At 42.8% G+C, this 17309-nt stretch carries 17 protein-coding genes; 7 read left to right on the top strand and 10 right to left on the bottom strand.

What is annotated here, in order from left to right:
- Positions 1-111: 111 nt before the first annotated feature.
- Positions 112-258, bottom strand: coding sequence for a hypothetical protein (locus V144x_RS28250; RefSeq protein WP_197998729.1), 147 nt, complete (start codon positions 256-258; stop codon positions 112-114).
- An 89-nt stretch (positions 259-347) separates the two neighbouring features.
- On the opposite strand from V144x_RS28250, the gene V144x_RS02975 reads away from it, so the two are divergent.
- Together V144x_RS02975 and lepA are read left to right on the top strand one after the other, a co-directional pair.
- Entirely contained in the window at positions 348-1367 is a 1020-nt protein-coding gene (locus tag V144x_RS02975) for an ROK family protein (protein ID WP_144981164.1), read from the top strand.
- A 65-nt stretch (positions 1368-1432) separates the two neighbouring features.
- Positions 1433-3241 carry a translation elongation factor 4 gene (lepA, locus tag V144x_RS02970; RefSeq protein WP_144981161.1) on the top strand — a complete coding sequence of 603 codons (1809 nt, stop codon included), beginning with the start codon at positions 1433-1435 and terminating at the stop codon, positions 3239-3241.
- Between the two features lie 64 nt (positions 3242-3305).
- Here the strand turns inward: lepA and V144x_RS02965 are convergent, their stop codons facing one another.
- The 6 genes from V144x_RS02965 to V144x_RS02940 form a co-directional block, all read right to left on the bottom strand.
- The gene (locus V144x_RS02965; RefSeq protein WP_144981158.1) at positions 3306-3653 is read right to left on the bottom strand and encodes an amidohydrolase; all 348 of its coding nucleotides are present in this window, start codon (positions 3651-3653) and stop codon (positions 3306-3308) included.
- Positions 3654-3896: 243 nt separating this feature from the next.
- On the bottom strand, positions 3897-4592 hold the full coding sequence (locus V144x_RS02960) for a hypothetical protein (protein WP_144981155.1): 696 nt from the start codon (positions 4590-4592) through the stop codon (positions 3897-3899).
- A gap of 64 nt (positions 4593-4656) precedes the next feature.
- A complete protein-coding gene (locus tag V144x_RS02955; RefSeq protein WP_144981152.1) occupies positions 4657-5349 on the bottom strand; it encodes a hypothetical protein in 693 nt (230 codons plus the stop codon).
- Positions 5350-5456: 107 nt separating this feature from the next.
- Entirely contained in the window at positions 5457-5846 is a 390-nt protein-coding gene (locus V144x_RS02950; RefSeq protein ID WP_197993184.1) for a DUF2752 domain-containing protein, read from the bottom strand.
- Positions 5847-6069: 223 nt separating this feature from the next.
- Positions 6070-6909 (bottom strand): diaminopimelate epimerase, encoded by an 840-nt coding sequence (dapF, locus tag V144x_RS02945; protein ID WP_144981146.1) that lies wholly within the window; start codon positions 6907-6909, stop codon positions 6070-6072.
- Positions 6910-6964: 55 nt separating this feature from the next.
- Positions 6965-7984, bottom strand: coding sequence for a 3'-5' exoribonuclease YhaM family protein (locus V144x_RS02940; protein ID WP_144981143.1), 1020 nt, complete (start codon positions 7982-7984; stop codon positions 6965-6967).
- Positions 7985-8400: 416 nt separating this feature from the next.
- On the opposite strand from V144x_RS02940, the gene V144x_RS02935 reads away from it, so the two are divergent.
- The 5 genes from V144x_RS02935 to V144x_RS02915 all read left to right on the top strand — a co-directional run bounded on the left by V144x_RS02935 (position 8401) and on the right by V144x_RS02915 (position 12556).
- Complete coding sequence (locus tag V144x_RS02935; RefSeq protein WP_144981140.1) at positions 8401-8733, top strand: HesB/IscA family protein; 333 nt, start codon at positions 8401-8403, stop codon at positions 8731-8733.
- A gap of 306 nt (positions 8734-9039) precedes the next feature.
- Positions 9040-9822 carry an SDR family NAD(P)-dependent oxidoreductase gene (locus V144x_RS02930; RefSeq protein ID WP_144981137.1) on the top strand — a complete coding sequence of 261 codons (783 nt, stop codon included), beginning with the start codon at positions 9040-9042 and terminating at the stop codon, positions 9820-9822.
- Positions 9823-10086: 264 nt separating this feature from the next.
- The gene (locus V144x_RS02925; protein ID WP_144981134.1) at positions 10087-10974 is read left to right on the top strand and encodes a DUF6677 family protein; all 888 of its coding nucleotides are present in this window, start codon (positions 10087-10089) and stop codon (positions 10972-10974) included.
- 73 nt (positions 10975-11047) lie between these two features.
- Positions 11048-11254, top strand: coding sequence for a hypothetical protein (locus V144x_RS02920; RefSeq protein ID WP_144981131.1), 207 nt, complete (start codon positions 11048-11050; stop codon positions 11252-11254).
- A 198-nt stretch (positions 11255-11452) separates the two neighbouring features.
- Positions 11453-12556, top strand: a complete 1104-nt coding sequence (locus V144x_RS02915) for a beta-ketoacyl-[acyl-carrier-protein] synthase family protein (protein ID WP_144981128.1) — start codon at positions 11453-11455, stop codon at positions 12554-12556.
- On the opposite strand, the gene lptB is transcribed toward V144x_RS02915, so the two are convergent.
- From lptB to lepB (V144x_RS02900), 3 genes are all read right to left on the bottom strand, one after another.
- Complete coding sequence (gene lptB / locus V144x_RS02910) at positions 12553-13335, bottom strand: LPS export ABC transporter ATP-binding protein (RefSeq protein WP_144981125.1); 783 nt, start codon at positions 13333-13335, stop codon at positions 12553-12555. The two genes, V144x_RS02915 and lptB, sit on opposite strands and share 4 nt — an antisense overlap.
- Positions 13336-13448: 113 nt before the next feature.
- Entirely contained in the window at positions 13449-15317 is a 1869-nt protein-coding gene (gene lepB / locus V144x_RS02905) for a signal peptidase I (RefSeq protein WP_144981122.1), read from the bottom strand.
- A 145-nt stretch (positions 15318-15462) separates the two neighbouring features.
- Positions 15463-17193: a signal peptidase I gene (lepB, locus tag V144x_RS02900; protein ID WP_144981119.1), complete on the bottom strand. Its 1731-nt coding sequence runs from the start codon at positions 17191-17193 to the stop codon at positions 15463-15465.
- Between the last annotated feature and the right edge of the window lie 116 nt (positions 17194-17309).

Raw genomic sequence — 17309 nt, 5'->3', positions numbered from 1 at the left:
TTCCAGGAAGTTCTTCCATATTATTTGACAGATTGCTGAAAGCTCATACGAAGTTTATTTTCTACTACTAGCCAGATTCGATAAAAAACCTTAAGTTCGGTTCAAAATGCCCTAAAGCGGCTTCTGTTTTGTAAGCTGATTGATTGCATCAATCTCACCTGCTCGACTATACTTCTGGATGACGTCCTGATCTTCCTCTGTACTGACGTCGATTGACTGCCATCGAACCAACAAATGCACATCGACATCATCAAACACTGAGGGATCTCTTTATCTCAATCGCTAGGCATGATTTTCAATTTCAATAAATCAGTACAACAAATTACATCAGAGGAACAACTTGCCAAATGAAACCGACAAAACACAATGCACCTTATTTTGTCGGTGTTGATATTGGTGGTACAAATATCAAGGTTGGCGTTGTAGATGACTCTGGACAAACTCTCGCGTTTTGCAAAACTAAAACCGAAGTAGTCAAAGGAGTTGACGTCGGTATACAAAACCTTTACCACGCGATTCAGGACGTTTTGTCAGACTGTAATTTTACGATGGACGATGTCAAAGCGATTGGAATTGCCACACCAGGTACGATGGATATTCCAGGTGGAAAACTGGTAGATCCTCCCAATCTACCAACATGGAAAGATTTTCCTATCCGGCAGGTCATCTGTGATCATTACTCAGGTAAAAAAACGATACTTCAAAACGATGCCAATGCAGCCGCCTATGGAGAATACTGGGTGGGAGGTGCCCAGCATGCACAGAGCCTGGTTTTCTGGACGTTGGGTACTGGAATTGGCTGTGGTATCATTATCGATGAGATGATCATTGAAGGTCGACATTCACATGGAGGTGAATGCGGTCATATGATTATTCAAATGACAAATGGACGCTTGTGTGATTCGGGCCAATATGGAACGCTCGAAGCATATGCAGGAGCTAAGTCTCTGGTACGTCGTTGTCAGGAGGAACTCGATTCGGGACGTGCTTCCAGCTTGAATGAACGATTGCAAGAAGGAATCAAACTGACACCACTATTAATTGCACAGGAAGCAGAACAAAATGATGAACTATCAAACGAACTGATTATGGATTCAGCCATGTATCTGGGCGTGGGAACAACCACTTTGATGCATACCATTGATCCTGATATGGTTCTGTTTGGCGGTGCTGCAACATTTGGAGGCAAGGACTCCACATTAGGTCAGCGTTTTATGAATCGAATTCGCGAAGAAGTCAAAATCCGCGCGTTTAGCGTCCCCTATGAAAATACAATCATTGACTTTGCAACTCTCGGATCTGACGCAGGTTATATCGGTGCAGCCGGTTGCGCTCGACGGGCCAGCCTGAAAACCGAGTTGCAATAAACGTCAATTTTCCCAGGCTATTTTGCCCGGACCCTTTATTAAATAAGAAAAATGAGATTCACTCAATGGCAACTGAGACACGTTTAATTCGTAACTTTTCGATCGTAGCACACATCGATCACGGAAAGAGTACACTCGCTGATCAATTACTTCTGAAGACTGGTGCAATCACTGCCAGAGAATTCAAAGCTCAAATTCTGGACGATTTACAAATTGAACAAGAGCGTGGTATTACTGTCAAAGCCCGTACGGTCGCCATTTATTATGAGTACAAGGGAGAAACCTACGAATTGAATCTCATTGATACTCCCGGACATGTGGATTTTCACTATGAGGTTTCCCGTAGCCTGGCAGCCTGTGAAGGCGCTCTGTTATTAGTCGATGCCTTTCAAGGGGTGCAGGCACAAACTGTCGCGAATGCTTATGCAGCCATTAATTCAGATTTGGCAATCATCCCCGTTGTTAACAAAATTGATTTACCAGTAACGCGCATTGATGAAGTTCTCGAAGAAGTCGAAACGGTTATCGGTCTGGATCCCACAGAAGCCTTGATGGTCAGTGCGAAAAATGGAATCGGTATTGACGAAGTACTAGACGCGATTGTTGAACGTATTGAACCTCCCAAAGGTAAAGCCGACGCCCCCCTGCGAGCACTTGTCTTCGATAGTAAATACGACCACTATCGCGGTGTTGTTACCTACGTTCGTATCATAGAGGGCACAATTGAAAAAGGGCAAACCGTTGTCTTAATGCGTGGTGGTGCAAAGCTCGACATTATAGAAATTGGTCAATTTACACCTCAGATGACGGTCGCGAAATCACTTGGCCCCGGGCAAGTAGGTTACCTGGTCAGTGGTGCCAAAGAACTGAGCCATGTGCATGTGGGCGACACGATTGCTAATCCGAAAGACCTGCCACCAGAACCGTTACCGGGATACCAAAAACCACAGCAAATGGTCTTCTGTGGTATGTATCCAATTGAAGCTACAGACTTCGAAAAGTTGCGTGAAGAGTTACAAAAGCTCAGTTTAAATGACGCCAGCTTCAGTTTTGTTCCTGAAACGAGTGATGCCCTGGGTTTTGGCTTCCGCTGTGGTTTCCTGGGGATGCTGCATATGGAAATCATTCAGCAAAGACTGGAACAGGAATTTAATATTGATCTGTTGCAAACTGCGCCAAACGTGACCTATGAAATCTTAGAACGAAATGGGGACATTTTACATATCGATAACCCACAAACGGTTCCCGATGCCAGTAGGATTGAGGAATTCCGTGAGCCGATCGCTCTAGTGACATTCATCTTGCCAGCAGAAAGTATCGGCACCATTATGCAGTTATGCGCAGACCGCCGAGGAATTTATAAAAATACGGAGTACCTGGGTACTAATCGTGCACAACTGGTTTATGAATTACCTTTGGCGGAAATTGTGTATGACATGTATGACCGACTCAAAAGCGCCACGCGCGGTTATGGAACAATGGATTATGAAATCATTGGATTCCGCCCAGCAGATCTGGTGAAAATGGATATCCTCGTAAAATCGGAAAAGGTCGATGCTCTTTCCACAATTGTCCACCGCACACAATCGGAACGCAGAGGTCGTGCCTTAGTAAAACGTCTGAAAGAAGAAATCTCTAAACATCAATTTGAAATCCCAGTTCAGGCAGCCATCGGTGGAAAGATTATTGCGCGAGAAACCATTAAAGCATTGCGTAAAAATGTAACTGCGAAATGTTATGGAGGCGACATTACCAGAAAACGAAAACTGTGGGAGAAGCAGAAAGAAGGTAAAAAACGTCTTAAACAATTTGGTCAAGTCGAAATTCCACAGAAAGCATTCCTGGCAGTCCTCGATGCGACTAAGGATGAATAACTAAAATCTAATGTTGCTCAAACAGTATGCCGGAACAAAAAGCAAGCAACACTATTGCCGTGCGTTATTCAACCTTCTCAAGTAATTCTTCCAACTCTGTTGTGCAAGCTTTCATCGAAATGACAGCCTGTTGAAAATTTGTATGCAATGAAGCGTTGGGAGCATCCACTGCAAATTGATCAGTCGCCTGACGCAGCTTCCTCATTTTTTTTCGCAGCATTTTAAGATAGGCGTCAAGATCATCTACACGCGTTTCCAGAGCCCTTGATGTATCGAACACAGCACGAGTGATATTCATCAGCTCCGGAAAATCATCGATCTCGTCACTATGTTTGACGAAAGTACGTACCATCCAGGCATGAGCCAATAAAATCTGACAACGATCAACGACTTCTTGTTTGCTATAGGACATTAACGTAGAGGTATCTTGAATTCGAGCAACAACTATTCTGCGACATACACTTGCGAGTTACTGGGGCTCCGAAACAATCAATACATTATTGTAGTCGGGTACACCGAGATTCCAAGTCGAATGAAGCTGATCGGTGTATCAGGATACCATACTATCGCACATCCAATTTAACCATAGCGGCTTTAAAGCGATGATACGAGATCCAAACAGGCCTGGAGACGCTACAATAAACCTGGATACAGGCTAAATCGCATGAGTGAAATCGTCACCACGATAATATTCGTAAAACAGTCGACCAATTTCATCACTTAAACGAGAGAGATATTCTTTCTTGAACTTGGAAAAGGTGACTTCCGAAGTTGCTCTGGGAGCACGGAGCGGATAAGTAGAAGTAATTTCCTTGCTGTAAAGTTTTTCACCTTCCCCGTCCTCGTCCATTTCATAAACGGTCACCATTCCTTCCGCGTGACCACGATACAGATCAGAGCTGTTTTCCTCATACAAACTGTATTCATGCAATTCGACATGAATCACATAAGTCACATCAAAAGCTTCGCCGATTTCTTCCGGCTTATCCCAATCAGGATTTTCATCCAACCAGGCCCGAATACGATCTGGATTGACCACTTTCACTCCATGACTGTGTAAGCGAAATGTAGTGTATTTAGCCAAGTCATTGTGGAGACCATCGAAGTTATACTGCAATTCCAATGGGGCATAACAAACAATGGCAACGGTCACATCCTTATCCGTCATTGATTTTTGTGTCTGAGCATCGAAGTCTGGCTCAATAGAGGGAGGGCCACCAATCAAGTACCCCAACAGGATGAAATAATTACAACCAGACATGGTCGTACATAACACCAACACCATCACAAGCTTGGTGACCGTATTAAAAAACTGTTTATGAAATCGTTGTCCGAACGAAAAAATTGTCATCGTGTGATCCTTCACAACTCCGAAATAAGTTTTGGACGCAATCTTTGGATAATTACAGGTAAAGCTAGATATCAGCTCCTGTCCGATAGTTATAGAAGAAACGACCAATCTGATCGGCAATGCGATCCAAGTATTTTTTCCTGAATACTTTTGGTGATTCAGATTCAATGGACACAGGTAAGTGACTGGGATACTCGGAAGTATATTCACTGGCAAACACTTCCAAAGCTCGTTTGATTCCGTCTATCTCGCGGACTTCATATGCTGAAACAGTCCCGAATGCTTTTCCTCTTAGTAAGTTGGGGCTGTTTGGCTCTCGGTAATCAAATTCATCTATGTCAACATGAATAATATAGTCGGCATCAAAATTTTCTGCTAATTCATCAACGTTGTTCCAAACGCCGCCATTGTCATCCAGCCAGGTAGCGACCTTACCAGTATCCATCACATTCACATCATTGCGACGTAAACGATAAGTAATCTGTTCCAGCAAATCGTAATTTAAAGAGGGATAATCCGAACGAATGGATTCCGGTGTCGAACAGATGACGAGAACTTTTTTATCTTCTTCAGACAGATCAACCTTGGTGGTTCTACTGAACTCACAAGTTTGGAGCGGATCGCCAAAAAACATTTTGCCCGCCATGACGTATAAAGAGCATCCACTGGCCCCCAAGCAAACCAGCGCTAGCAAGAAGCCTGACAAACAGTACTGGTTCAATGAACCTGTTTTTTTTATCTGTATTGAATTCCGCATATTTTCTGCCGTCCTTGGCATAAACCGAAATAGCTACTCAAGAAATGATTTTGGATTAAACGCGAGAGGAACTTAATTGTCACCGGGAATCCGGAAAATATATTATTTTAAAAGGCCAGCCGAAAAAACCACTCCATCAGGGTGATAGTGACTAAACCACACATCAACCAGAGTAAGCAACTTTCAGGGTTTGAGACCAACCAGAGTCGCTTATGATAAACACTGATCCAGGACCAGGGGATCATCACAAGACAAACGACTGCCAGAACCAAACCAGAAGTATTGGCCTGAGCAGACTGACGGATCTGACCTCGAACAAAATGTGAAAAGGAAGTTGTCATCCCACAACTGGGACAGGGAATGGATAATCGATTTCGTATGACACAAGGTGCAAAACCAAGTTTTTGATGGGTACCGAACCCACGTGAGTCCGGCTTTATTTGAACTGCAAGACTAAATCCGGCAATCAAAAACAGACTCCAACCAATTAACAGCATCTGAAGTCTCCATCCAATTCGTTTTCCCGAATCAGATGCAAGAACAGCCGATAATGGTTCATTGCCTGTATTGTTTGTTGCAGGTTTTAGGTCGAAATTCATTATGAGATTGAGAGAGGCCGATATTTAACAGTTCTCTTATTTTACTGCAAGACCATTTCAAAAAAATGTCATCCCTGAATCAAGACAAATACACAGCCTCACTGCTGAATCCCTACTTTCATTATTGTGGACCTGTCCAAACTCCTTCGTAAACTTCTACCGCAGGTCCCGTCATAAACACTTCATCTGATTCAGACCACTCTAATCGTAAGTCACCACCAGGTAAATGGATAAGCACATTGCGTTCGGTACGTCCTGTTAAGACTCCTGCAACAGCTGAGGCACACGCACCAGTCCCACAAGCCTGGGTTTCTCCTGAACCCCTTTCCCAGACGCGCATTATCATCTCGTTCTGTGAAATAATTTCGATGAATTCAGCATTGATTCGCTTGGGAAACATCGGATGGACTTCCACCTGAGGACCTATTTCATGCACCCAATAATCGGTAATCTCTTCCACGAAACACACACAGTGCGGGTTCCCCATTGAAACACAGGTAACCTGAATTGTCTGATGCGCTACCTGCAAATCCGCATTCACGGGAGGATCTCCGGTGAGCAGTGTCGGAATTTCGGAGCTGTTTAAAATCGGTCCCCCCATATTCACGCGAACCTGGCTGACTCTTTGATCAATGATGTCGAGATCGAGGCTCAGAATGCCTGCACCCGTCTCAATCTTTAGTGTCTGAGACTGTGCAATACCATGATCATAAACGTACTTCGCAACACAACGAATTCCATTACCACACATTTCTGATTCACTACCATCGGCATTGAACATTCGCATCTGCGCATCTGCTTTTTCGGAAGGACAAATCAAAATTAAACCATCGGAGCCGATCCCCTTATGTCGATCACTGACCTGTCTTGCCAAATTCGGAATGTCTTGAGGAAGGGTTTCTTTAAAACAGTTAACATAGACGTAGTCGTTTCCTGCTCCCTGCATCTTGGTGAATTTCATTGTAGATTTCTATTTTTGAACAAAAAAACTTGTGATTGACGAAACGAAGAAATATTTATTCGTTTGACTTCAAGCCAACAAAAATGCTTCGTCGTAAAGCATTATCGCGACTTGAAAACTCTTCTTGGCTTCCAGGCAAAACATTTTCCAGCGTCGTCGCCATCATATGGAATTTCGCATCGACATCATCAGCATAATGTACCAGCAAAGCTTCTGGAGTGTGAGGAGCAATCGGAGATCCCCATTCCGGTAAATTCTGATGTGCTACTATGAGATGCTCTAGACGTAATAACATTTCGGGATCGAGTCCCTCTATTTTTACAGCATGTTCGCGAACCAAATCGCGTCCTAGTAAAATATGGCCGATCAAGCGTCCAGCGGGTGTATACTGAGAACCGTGAGGTTTATATTCCAACTCCGTTAATTTACCAATATCATGCAAAATGGCACCTGCAATGACCAACGATTTATTCAAAGGTGGCTGCATCTTCTGATAGTATGCCAGATACTTGTCTGCAAAATAGCAAGCCGTTTTCGTGACTGACAAAACATGTTCAAGAAAGCCTCCTGTAAATGCATGGTGGTTCTTGCTTGCTGCCGCGATTGTCTTGATTTGTTCTTCGTACTCCGAAAGGATATCCAACACTAAATTTCTCAAAGGCACATCACTGATTTCTGTATTTGTGATTTCAGTCAGTTTCTGGAACATTTCCTCACTCGAAAAGCGGGATCTCTTAAAATAGAAACCAGGATCAAAACCATCCGCCTCATCGTCAGTATTAGCCAAACGAATTCGATCAATGTCTAATTGAGGACCATACTTACTCTCTTCATACCGAGCACGAACTTTGTAAAATTCTCCTTCTGTCCAATTCGACTCACAATCTTCAAACCAGGTGGTGTCACTCCAAATCATTGCCGTTGCTGTAACACTATTATCTCGGAATTGAGTGCGAAAGTACGGTTTACCATCTTTGGTTGTAGATCGCTCTTTGGAAACCAGCAGAACAAAGCTGTCTGCAAACTGCCCTGGCTCCATTTCGCTCAGCAACATTACTTGGTGAGGTGAATTCATGCATCCTGTCTCAGCAACTTTTAAACAAAGAAATAAGAGGAGTTCCTATTCTAAAGCCACGATGTAATTAGTGCAAAAGGCACTACTTTTAGAAGTAACCTCAAAACAGATATTCAAGTCCAATTACAGATTCTTTTTTACAACACAGATTCCGAACAAGTTCAGGTATATTCATAATGCAAACATTGACATAAAATGTTATTAGTATAATACTTATAAAAAACAGTTAGATAAAATGGTTTAGATAATAAAAGCATCTCGGAAAATATAAAACTCCTGCTATAATTATAAGAGGCTGAAATAGCACGATTGGCTCACTTTTCCCAATTCAAAGTCTGATTTGGGATCATTTTCTATTAATCGATATCACCAAAGGTTAATATACCAAACAACTTTTAAACTGGAGATTTTTTTCCATGGCCGTCACAATTACTGAAAATGCTTCCAAAGAACTGAAGCGATTTATGGAAGACCAGAATATGGGTGAAGGTTCTTTACTGAGAATCGGAATCGTTTCTGGTGGTTGCAGTGGGTTCCAATACGATTTTCGTTTCGTCGATGAAATCGATGAAGAAAATGACACCGTCTCTGAACAACATGGTGTCAAGGTCGTTGTCGATAAGAAAAGTGGTCTTTACTTAGATGGAACGACTGTAGATTTCTATGAAAGCCTCGAAAAACGTGGATTTACGTTTGAAAATCCGAATGCGGTTAAATCTTGTGGATGTGGAAGCAGCTTCTCTGCTTAATTGAGAGATCTTTTTCTCCCCATTGTATTACCAATGACAGTACCTGATATCTTCATAAATTTTGCCGAGGAGCAGAGAATGCTCCTCGGTTTTCTTTGTTTTTAGGTCGTTCTTGTTTACAGTTTAGATTTGATTATTCCATATCATAGATCAGGCCTCGCAGTAGCGTCATTTGCAGAGTACATTGTAGCCCTGTAAATTCTTCTAAAAGCCTTACCCATTAAAAAATCTATTTGATTAGAATCCTCATTCACAACGGTTTGCTATGCCAAAACCAAACGTTCATACAACTAAGGAATAAAAACAATGAAGCTGGAAGGGCGAAACGCGCTCGTAACAGGTGCCTCGCGTGGAATCGGTCGTGGCTGTGCGATTGAAATGGCCAAAGCAGGAGCAAACGTCGCAATCAATTACCGATCTCATCCTGAAGAAGCAGAAACAGCAGCAGAAGAAGCACGATCATTTGGCGTCAAAGCAATCACAATTCAGGCCGATGTCTCAGACCAACAATCTGTAGATGCTGCCGTTTCAACAGTCGCGGAAGAGTTTGGGAGCCTCGATTTATTTGTTTCTAATTCTGCTTACAGTGATCGAGAGCTGATTCTCGAAGCGGATATGGAAGGCTTCAAAAAAACCATAGATGTGACAATGTGGGGCGCGTTCTTTGGTGTCCGTGCTGCGGCACAACAAATGACAAAGCAAGGAGAGGGAGGATCTATCGTTGTGATTAGTTCTCCGCACGCAGTAATAGCAATTCCCACTTCAGCTGCCTACAACATGGCCAAAGCGGCAATTGATCATATGGCGAGAACCGCTGCCATTGAATTTGCACCGTACAGAATCCGCGTAAACACTGTTCACCCAGGTTGGATTGATACTCCGGGAGAAAGAAAGTTCTTCACTGATGAACAACTTGAAGCAGGAGCAGAAAATATCCCCTGGAAACGACTGGGGAGCCCCAATGAAGTCGGAAAGCTTGTTACCTTTCTCTCCAGTGGTGATGCTGATTATATGACAGGAGGTACAACTACTATCGATGGCGGGATCAGTCTGCCGTGGTGGTCAAATCGAGCCGAAGGGGGACAATAGCCTTAGAGCAAACGGGGACATCCAATCCTTCGTTTTTTGAGAAGACAAGAGCCCCAACTCCTGAAATAGTAAAGACTTCAGGTTGGACTGGCCCTTTGATTCTGTATGAGATACACTACGTCTCATCCTGAGCTATATAAGAGAACCTAAACTAAAAAAGAGTAATCTTTCAGTTTGTTGGCTACAAAGCCTAATATCCAGCGCTGAAAAACGAAAATCATTTACTAAAAACATTTTATACAACCAGTGCTAGAGGGTCCTGAAATGACGGAGAGCCACAACAAAATTGAATTGAAAAATCCTGTTGTCGCTGCAATTTTAGCATTCCTTATTCCTGGTGCAGGTCACTTTTACCAAGGAAGGACATTTAAAGCAGCCATTTACTGTTTCTGCATCTTGAGTACGTTCTTTTGTGGTATGGCATTAGGTGATTGGAAGACTGTTTATTATCAGTCAGAACCTGGTAAAAGAAATCTGGGTTATTTTGCACAAGTAGGTGTCGGCTTACCTGCACTACCCGCTTTGATACAAACTTCGCGTTATAATAAAGTTGTTTCACCAATTAGACTTGGCCAAAATGACTTTGACGCTAACTATTTTGACTCACACCCCTATCATCAGGAAATGCCCTTAGAAGCTCCTTTTAAGGGAACACTCTTAGACCGTACTGATGATGGCAAAAACATTAGTGGGCAATTAGAGGGTTCCATTAAATTAAAAACAGTTCCTGGTGAGTTTGGCACTGAAATTACCGGTGTTTTTGAAGGGACTTTGGATAATAAGCCGATCTCGGCATTAAACCTGTCTGATCCTGTAGGAATAGGTTTACCATTGGGAGGCAATCAAAGACGAGTTCTTGAATGTGCTGTCGTTCGAGAAGTAAATGGACGTCGGACAGACACAGGCCACATTGAAGGAACGATTCCCAGGCCCTTTCTAAACTGGTTTGAAATGCCTTTAAGTAATCAGGAACTTGATGATATCAATAAAAAGCTGGGGAAACGTTATGAATTCGCCGTCGTATTCACGTGGATCGCAGGATTGTTAAATCTGCTGGTAATCTGGGATGCATTTGAAGGACCAGCTTATGGAAGAGGTGACGAAGAGGAACCAGCATCAAAAGACAAAGAACAGGCAAATTCGAAATCCTAGCAAATATTTCCAGATCCATTAGCAGTCACATACAGTTTATAACCTTATTTCAGAAAACAAAGGCAGTTTTATCATGTCGATCCCATTCCTGTTAGCGAATCAGATCAATGCCGTTGTCTATCTGATTCCACTTTTGGCAGTGATTAGCCTAGTGTATAATGCGACTCGTTATGAAGTCCCTCAAATTATCATTCAACGTTCTATTCGTTTTTTCTTCACAGCCATCATTATTATGGGGGCTTTGATGACCTTATTAGCACTACTTTCGTGGAACCTTTAAATTAACGAACTACCTGCATCTATTTTATTCAAAATGTTCATGCCAAAGCACTTCCTGCCAGGCGATTATCATTCGAGTTATTAAAATTTTCTCCTCATTTATTCATATTCAATTGCACTTTGAGCACATGTTGCACATACTCAGACGATTGCGGGGTTATGGATTCCCTTTCTGCAATAATTAGGTTGGGATTACTTTATGCAGAATAATGGATTTGCACTAACGGAAATAGTAGATCTGGCTGATCATGATGACCTTTTCGAACTATTGGATAATGAGAGTGTCTATGCTCTTTCACACCAAGGCATAACGGATGGCTTTTCCAGTGTTAAGGCAATTAGTCGCTCAACTGGTATAGAAACTCGTCGATTATTACAACCTCAACTCTCTCCAATAGACATCGCTGCTGCCATAGCAGAAAAACTACAGTCGACTGTCGGATTTGAATGGGCAGACTGTCCGGCAATTATGCTGTGTCATTCTCATACAAATCATGATTCTGCCCGGCAATTATGTGACGAACTTTCAAATATCCTAAGAGTACCTTCTAAGAAATTTATCGCATTAAACTATGGATGTGTCGGTTTTGTTGAACTTCTGAAGCGTGCTGCCGAACTATTAGAAAATCTACCTGAAAGAGTCCACATTCCCCTACTCACTGTGGAAACTCCAGAACATTGGCATGATTCGTCTGACAAAGCATTCTGTGGAATCGTTTCTGCGGGAGCTACCGGGACGACGCTTTGGAAAGGTCCCGGTCATTCTTTGCTACATGTAGAAACATCTACAGAATACATTCCTGCAGAACGCCGTAAACAAGAGGTTCCTTTATTCTGGACTGAGCAAGGAGATATGTTTGATTTCCGAGGGCGTCCTGAGCATAAACTAGTAATGCACATGGATGGTGAGTCTGTTTTCCTGAACGGTGTTGACCTGATGCTTGAAGCGTGTTTGAAATCGTATGAACAAGTTGCAGGGCAAGCAGACCGGATCTTAATTGCGCCGCACCAGCCCAGCGGAAAATTACTGAAAGCAATGATTGCAGCCGCACGCCAAGTCCCGATTACTGCTGATTACCTCAACAATCTACCATTCTATGGAAATTCCATTTCTTCTACGATTCCCACCATTCTGGCACGTCTTGAGGAAGTGGTTTACGCAAATGGCTATGCTCCTGTAAATGATGGCGATGTCATTCTTCTGCCGGCTGCGGGAATCTGCATGAACCGCTTGACAGATTCCATGTGTATCGGAAGAGCCGCCATTCAATGGCAACCGAGTCGTTACGAAAACAGGGCTTAGGCAGCATCTCGATCTGAGATGCGTGTACCAAAGGCTTCACGACCTTCAATAATTGATCCTTTGTCAAAGCGCTTACCAAAGTATAACGCCTGAGCTGATTCATCACTAAGAACGGTTTCCGCGTCTCCACTTACCAACACTTGACCAGCACTAATAATATAGCTGCGATCGGTAATTGTAAGTGTTTCACGTTCGCGATGGTCAGTTAACAAAATTGAAATACCACTGTCCCGTAAATCAGCAATAATGTCCTGAATATCATGAATCGTTACCGGATCAATTCCCGTGAACGGTTCATCCAGCAAAATCAGCTCAGGAGAACTTGCCAGACAACGGGCGATCTCTAAACGTCGTCTTTCACCACCTGAAAGTGTAGACGCTATCTGCTTTCGTTTCGCAGTCAGTCCAAACTGATCAAGCAAATGATCTACCGTCTCATGTCTTTGCTTGCGACTTAAGTCCAGAAACTCAAGAATCGCATAGATATTCTGTTCTATAGAAAGTTTTACAAAGACACTCTCATCCTGAGGAAGATATCCCATCCCCTGTCGAGCACGTTTATACATGGGCCAAGAAGTCACATCTGTGTCTTCCAGATAAACGCGTCCTTTGGTAGGAGCAATCATCCCGCATGCCATTCGAAAAGTCGTTGTCTTTCCAGCACCGTTCGGACCCAAGAGCCCTACAATTTCACCGCGTTCCACGTAAAAATCGACACCGTCAACGGCGCGTTTCCCAGGATAATCTTTTACCAGACCAACACATTCCAGCAATGCCATTGCACACGTCCTCCTTGACGATCATTCTTTATTGGGGCATTAAAAGCATTCTAGTAAAATCGATGATTCTACTAAATATCGATTTCCTCTACATTTCTGGACATCAGTAGATACTATCGAATTCGTTTCATTCTGGAAAAATTAGGGTAAAACGGAAATGACAGCTTAGCGTAAGGATCTCTGGGATAGGAACCTGGCGAAGTCTGATGATAGAAAAATCTCTTCAATGGCCCTACATTAGGTGAATAGCCACGACCATCATTCAGAAACGGAATGCCATGTGGCCAATAAATCATGAACGCTTTTCCAACCAGGGCAGAGCGAGGAACTGCGTGACGCCGTTCGGCTTTTCGCTTATTATCCCAAAGACGACTATCTGCACTGCGCGCTGAGTTATCTCCCAGCACGAAAAACTCATCGTCTGACAATTTCTCAAATCGTACCTGTTGACGATGGTCTTCATATTGCCGACTCCATGCTGCCGGATCCCAAAGTAATTCCCAAAGGTGTGACCGATCGCCAGAATATTCCTGATTCTGATAATACTCAACTGCACGATAATAAATATCGCGCTGCAACAATAAATGAGAAACTACAAAATCAACATTGAGTCCCGCAATTCCTACAGGAGCGAGATCACCATCGCGAGGTGCAGGAGAAACCGGCGGTTCATATTCCGTTTTGTTTTCGAAACTTACTTCCGAACCATCAATCCATAAACAGAGCCTCTGATCAACATTAGCAAACATCACCGAATGCGATCCTTTCCCTTTTAAAACCGTTTCCACAGTTGTCAGCTCAACTTCAACAGGCTCGGGATTAGGAAAATCTTCTACATAATACAACTTTGCCTGACCCGTCTTGATATCAAAACGTACCCGATAATGGCGATCTCCCCGCATCAGTTCAACGAAAAATTCACCTTCATCCGTCTGAATTTCAACATCAAAACTGACTGTCAAATCGCCGACCCAAAAAGCGGCATCATATTTAAAACTTCCTTTTGACAATCCACCTGAATAATCATTGTAGGCTGTATAATCATTGATTAAACGTGGTTGAGGCGGGGATGACTGCATCGTCTGTTTGAATAGTTCTGGATTTTCTTCAAGTAGTGCCCACTCTGATTGACGCGGGACAATATGCTGGTAGCGTAACCATTGAAGATTTCTGATACCCGCAGCCAGAGCGCTACCTTGAAATTGGTAAACACGTGCGTCAGTATCAATTTCCCAGGCAGACTTCTTCAAATTCTGGAACTTCGTCTCGTTAGGGGAAACCTGAGCCATGGGTGACCACCGCTCAGGCCAATCGTAATTTAAGATCTCCCTGGGTGGATAATCGTCATCGTATACTAACTGTTGAACTGACAGTTGTTTCTCCAAATTGTCTTTACGCAGAATCTGAAATGGTTCTTTTTCATTTTTTCTAGCGTAGACATCTCCCCGGGAAATCTGAATTTGTTCTCCGGGTAAGCCAACTAATCGCTTAATGTAATTCGTCTGTGCTTCTTCCGGATACTTGAAGACGATCACATCCCAACGGTCAGGATCTCCAAAATCAAAGGGAAACTTATTGACGATAATCCGGTCCCCTGTAAATGGAGACGCATTCCTAAGATTAGTATAGTACCGGCAGTTGGGGCAATAAGCTCCCGTGACTTTCTTATCTGGATCATAATACCCAGATTTTCCGATCAGTTCATCACTGGCGCCCACCGCGTATTTCACACCACACTCCGCACAGCTCAATTCTTTATGGCGACCATATAATGTTGGTGCCATCGACCCCGTTGGAATCACAAACGCTTCTGCTGAATAAGCACGAAATACAAATGCAAATACTAACGCAATAATGATCGACTCTAACGTATCTCGAATTTCATTATGCCGGCCACGAGCCTTTTCACCTTCGTCCTTCTTTTCTTCAGTTTGCTCTACGGGGAGTTTTTTCGCTTTTGCTTTTTCAACATTTTTTGCCATCTCAGACGACCTATCAAAAATTCAGTGATAACTTAAGACTGCGGTTGATTATTTTCAGTTAGTCTCAGTTATTCGCTGTAAGGATCGATTTATGAATATTTTTATGAAATTCAGGGAATTTATTGCAAAATAACCAGTATTACTGTCACTGAATATAACGAATTCGGGAGAAATCTGGAATGCGCATGTGGCCAACATGATCTCCGATTTTCACCTCTCCTTGACGTGAGGGTAAATGCACCAAAAAAGGCTTCCCCAGTAAGTATTTATAGTCTACTTTTCCGTCTGACCAACTCCGGCTGTCTAATGAAACGGGACTATTGTCACCGAGTACAAAATAACTCTGGTGATCCAGTTGATAAGATTCATCGACACCATGCAGCGCCTTACCGCGTGCGTAGTGAATATCTCGGAATAGTTTTAGATTTGAAACGTAAAAATCACCCCCATTGGCACCAAATCGAACGGGTACACGAATTTCTTTCCGCGGAGTTGTGGTCTCACTATATAAAAGCGGCTTGTAAACCAATTGCCCATCGATGGCTAACAAAACCTGACGGTCCATAACAGACATCTCAAGCAATGCGGTTCGAGTCCGAAAATCACCGGAAAGATTGCCAGTACGAATCGCTTTTTTTTGACCATCTACAAATAGCGAAACTCGTCTTTGCTGAAAGTCAAAAACATTTCTAAACTTATGATGTCCCTCAAAAACTTCAATCGCAAACTCGCCCACTCCGGAATTGACTTTCAAATCACATTGAAACATGACATCGTGAACAGGAATTGCTTGTTGATTTTCGACTCCTGTATTGTAACCATAATCATCAAAGAGAGGAGATACATGCGATTTTTCATATAGTAATGCAATCGCATAACGGAATTCCTCATTTGCTGTTTGATCAAGATATCGATGACAAGTCTCTGCCGACATTGACCCTTTACAGATCAATTTTTTTTGTTCTTCATCATATTCAATGTTCGCTAAAACCGGTTCTGGTTTTTCGACCTCTGCGGGCCACTCCTCAAGTGAAACTGATGTCACATAGTGTCCGCCTTGTCGTATCCAATGTTGGTAATTCACCCAGGCCCATTCGTTTCTGCTAGATACATTCTGTGAACTTTCATGATTTTCGTCAAAAATAAAACCATCTTCTTTGGCAACCCAAGCTCTTTTACCCCTCAAGTGATCCCCATTTGGTGACTCACTCTCGTCAGGCAGTAAACGCGGTTGAAAGAAATCATCCTTAGTCGGTCGATAGTGATGATCATAAACCAGTAACCGAACAGCACGTTGAATTTTTAGATTTTTACGCTCAATTTTGCCATTAATATATAAATCACCATTTCTAACTTGAACTGACTCTCCCGGCAAACCAACCACTCTTTTTACATATGCTTGTGTTGGTTTCATTGGATTTTGAAATACAGCAACACTCCAGCGTTCTGGTGGCTTTAGATAATAAGCGTGTTTGAAGACAAGTAGCTGGTCACCTTCGTTTCTTGGAACATTCGATAAATCTATCGAATGCGTACCACAGTTAGGACATGTCGCATATTGACCAGCCTGCTGAAATGATTCACCATCCGAATGCCCTTTTGCCTGAAAGCGGTTCCCTGAAACGGAATCATCATATGCAACACCATAAGTAAATGAAAAATCGCACCGAGGACAAATCACCTGTTTATGATAACCCAACAAGGAGGGTGCCATAGATCCCGTAGAAATCATATATCCTTCGGCTTGAAATGTCCTGAAGAGAATCACTGCAATCGCCAGCGAGACAACGGACTCTAACACCATACGAAACAGGTTGGAACGGCCTTCCACCTCTTCAGTTTGAGATTCGATTTGACTTGAAGGGTGGTGCATCATGAAATACAAAAAAGAAACCAGAGTCTTCTGAAACACTATCTCAGAAAGCAAAAGCTTTAGAATCTAATGATACTAAAAGCCACAAGCCTGAGGAAATAGAGAAACACTCTCTAGTG

Origin of the sequence: Gimesia aquarii (assembly GCF_007748195.1) — a bacterium.
Taxonomy (GTDB): Bacteria; Planctomycetota; Planctomycetia; order Planctomycetales; family Planctomycetaceae; genus Gimesia; species Gimesia aquarii.
The sequence above is the reverse complement of the archived record's forward strand: the minus strand, read 5'-3'. Positions and strand labels throughout refer to the sequence as shown.

What these genes read in the sequence shown, in the direction of transcription:
- V144x_RS02915 (WP_144981128.1), top strand. Translation starts at nt 11,453, where the DNA reads ATGCAGAATAATGGATTTGCACTAACGGAAATAGTAGATCTGGCTGAT.
- V144x_RS02920 (WP_144981131.1), top strand. Translation starts at nt 11,048, where the DNA reads ATGTCGATCCCATTCCTGTTAGCGAATCAGATCAATGCCGTTGTCTAT.
- lepB (WP_144981122.1), bottom strand. Translation starts at nt 15,317, where the DNA reads ATGGCAAAAAATGTTGAAAAAGCAAAAGCGAAAAAACTCCCCGTAGAG.
- V144x_RS02950 (WP_197993184.1), bottom strand. Translation starts at nt 5,846, where the DNA reads ATGCTGTTAATTGGTTGGAGTCTGTTTTTGATTGCCGGATTTAGTCTT.
- V144x_RS02975 (WP_144981164.1), top strand. Translation starts at nt 348, where the DNA reads ATGAAACCGACAAAACACAATGCACCTTATTTTGTCGGTGTTGATATT.
- lepA (WP_144981161.1), top strand. Translation starts at nt 1,433, where the DNA reads ATGGCAACTGAGACACGTTTAATTCGTAACTTTTCGATCGTAGCACAC.
- V144x_RS02935 (WP_144981140.1), top strand. Translation starts at nt 8,401, where the DNA reads ATGGCCGTCACAATTACTGAAAATGCTTCCAAAGAACTGAAGCGATTT.
- V144x_RS02930 (WP_144981137.1), top strand. Translation starts at nt 9,040, where the DNA reads ATGAAGCTGGAAGGGCGAAACGCGCTCGTAACAGGTGCCTCGCGTGGA.
- lepB (WP_144981119.1), bottom strand. Translation starts at nt 17,193, where the DNA reads ATGATGCACCACCCTTCAAGTCAAATCGAATCTCAAACTGAAGAGGTG.
- V144x_RS02940 (WP_144981143.1), bottom strand. Translation starts at nt 7,984, where the DNA reads ATGAATTCACCTCACCAAGTAATGTTGCTGAGCGAAATGGAGCCAGGG.
- V144x_RS02925 (WP_144981134.1), top strand. Translation starts at nt 10,087, where the DNA reads ATGACGGAGAGCCACAACAAAATTGAATTGAAAAATCCTGTTGTCGCT.
- dapF (WP_144981146.1), bottom strand. Translation starts at nt 6,909, where the DNA reads ATGAAATTCACCAAGATGCAGGGAGCAGGAAACGACTACGTCTATGTT.
- V144x_RS02960 (WP_144981155.1), bottom strand. Translation starts at nt 4,592, where the DNA reads ATGACAATTTTTTCGTTCGGACAACGATTTCATAAACAGTTTTTTAAT.
- lptB (WP_144981125.1), bottom strand. Translation starts at nt 13,335, where the DNA reads ATGGCATTGCTGGAATGTGTTGGTCTGGTAAAAGATTATCCTGGGAAA.
- V144x_RS02955 (WP_144981152.1), bottom strand. Translation starts at nt 5,349, where the DNA reads ATGCGGAATTCAATACAGATAAAAAAAACAGGTTCATTGAACCAGTAC.
- V144x_RS02965 (WP_144981158.1), bottom strand. Translation starts at nt 3,653, where the DNA reads ATGTCCTATAGCAAACAAGAAGTCGTTGATCGTTGTCAGATTTTATTG.